We start from the raw sequence: 2195 nt of genomic DNA on the forward strand, positions 1-2195 counted from the left end.
GACCGATTCGTGATCCGACCCGTCCACCCCCCTCCGCTGAAGGGAACCCCCGCATGAGCACCACCACCGACAGCACCACCGGAAACCCGCTCGTCGTCGTGTCAGCCGAGCTGATCCCCGCCGCCGCCCGCTGGGCCACCGAGGACATGATGATCGTCGCCAGCCAGCTCGACCAGCTGCACGAGTGGCCTTTCCTCAACGCGACCGCACTCAAGATCCTCACCGATCGGCTGGAAGCGGACTACCCCATCAACACCGTGGTCACCGAGGCCATGCGCAACCTCTTCATCGCCCAGGCACAGCTGATCAACCCCGCCCGGGAGATCGGCGCCTTGTTCCGCCGCGTCCACCTTGAGGAGATCCTCCGCCGCGAGGCGCCCCGCCGCGGCGAGCGCAAATGGAACCACGTCTGACCTCCCGCCCCGAGCACCACCACTGAGCACAACCCCGAAGGAGCAGCATCGTGGCCACCGGCACCCGGCGCGGCAGCGGCCCCACCGCGCAACGCGACGTGGTTCTCCTCGGCCCCACCGCACAGGCGACCCTGGCCGTAGCGGCAACCGCCGCGGTCGGCGACGCCATCGACCTGCCCGCGTTCTGGGCGGCCGCCGGCACCGCTGTCGGCGCGTTCTCCTCCGTCGTGGCCGACGCCCGGGGCGGCGCCGGACCCGGAGCGCTGATCTACCGGTTGTCGTGCTGGTGCGGCGGCGGCGGCTGGCTCACCTACGCTCTGGCGGACACGCCGTGGCGGCTCAACACCTGGGCCGCCCTCGGCGTCGGCGCGCTGGCCGCCGCGATCCTCTCCCGCGTCCCCGCCCGTGACGGCGAGCGCATCCGCGCCGCCACCACCAGCGGCGCGCTCGTCCTCGGCTCCAATGCCCGCCTCGCCCAGGCGTGGGAGGCCCGCATCCAGCGAGTCGCCTCCATGCGCGTCCGCATCGAAGACGTGCAGCGGTGGCCCAACGGCGCCGGCTACAGCCTCCTGGTCGATCTGCCGCCCGGTGGCGCGACCCGTGACCGGCTCGCCGCGTCCGAGGCCTCTCTCGCCTCCGACGCCAAGCTCCCCAACGGCTGCGGTGTCGAAGTCGCCAAGGGGCCCAACCGCGGGTCGGCGCGGATGCACGTGTCCACGGTCAACCTGCTTGACCAGACTCTGGACTACCCGGACGACTACGCGCCGCGCTCGATCCTGGAGCCGGTCTACCTCGGCGGATACCGCAACGCCGAACTCACCCGGGTGCCGCTGCGCGAGCTCGCCGGGCTCATCACCGGTCAGCGCGGATCTGGCAAGACCTCCCTGCTGCACGCCCTGACCGCCGGCGTCGGCCTATGCGTCGACACGGTCGTGCTGCACATCGACCTCAACGGCGGCGGCATGTCCCAGCCATGGTTGGACGCGTGGCTGGAAGGCAAGGTCGACCGGCCGCCGCTCGGGTGGGCCGCGTCCAACATCGACGAGGCGCTGCTGCTGAGCCGGGCCGTGCTGGCGATCGTCAAGGACCGCAAGAAGTCCACGCGGAAGGTCAAGCGGGCCGCGAACGCCTCCCTGCTGCCCGTCTCCGCCAGCCTGCCGTACTACCTGGTGATGGTGGACGAGTCGGCGGAGGCGATGAGCCCGGCCAGCCGGGACCCGCGCGTCATCGAGCTGCGCGAGAACCTGGAGGAGATCCAGCGCATCGGCCGCAACGAGGCCGCCAACGTCATCTTCTCCGGCCTGCGCGCCACCAGCGACGTGGTACCGCCGAACGTGAAGAAGCAGGCCGGGTTCCGTGTCGGCATGTTCGTCCAGGACGAGGAGGAGCTGTCGTACCTGTTCGGCTGGAACCGAGGCATCAGCCTGGACGACCTCACCGGCCCCGGCTGCGCGTTCGTCCAGTTCGACCAGGACCGGCCGCGCCCCTTCAAGGCGGCGTTCCTCAAGCCGCTGCAGATCGGCGAGATCAGCCTGATCATCTCCGAGCGACGCGCCGACTTCGACCCGCGCGCCGTCGCGGTGGCCCGCGAGGCCATCGGGGAGGCGTTCGACACCCGGTTCGAGCGGATGCGCGCCGACTTCACCGACGACGGCGACGGCATGCTGCCTCTGCCGGTGCCGAGCGGACCGACCCCGGCCGCGCCGTACCGGATCCGCATGCCCGCCCTGACCGCGGCGCCACCGACTCCGTGGGCGGACCGCCGCGGACGACTCGGCCGCC

The 2195-nt window shown here is 71.7% G+C and carries 2 protein-coding genes; both read left to right on the plus strand.

Going from position 1 to position 2195, the window contains the following annotated elements:
• Positions 1-53 precede the first annotated feature (53 nt).
• On the plus strand, positions 54-413 hold the full coding sequence (locus tag ACWJ6R_RS35075) for a hypothetical protein (protein WP_449066328.1): 360 nt from the start codon (positions 54-56) through the stop codon (positions 411-413).
• A 50-nt stretch (positions 414-463) separates the two neighbouring features.
• The coding region (locus ACWJ6R_RS35080) for a hypothetical protein (protein WP_449066329.1) at positions 464-2195 on the plus strand (1732 nt) is incomplete at its 3' end.

The organism is Planomonospora algeriensis (assembly GCF_977012225.1).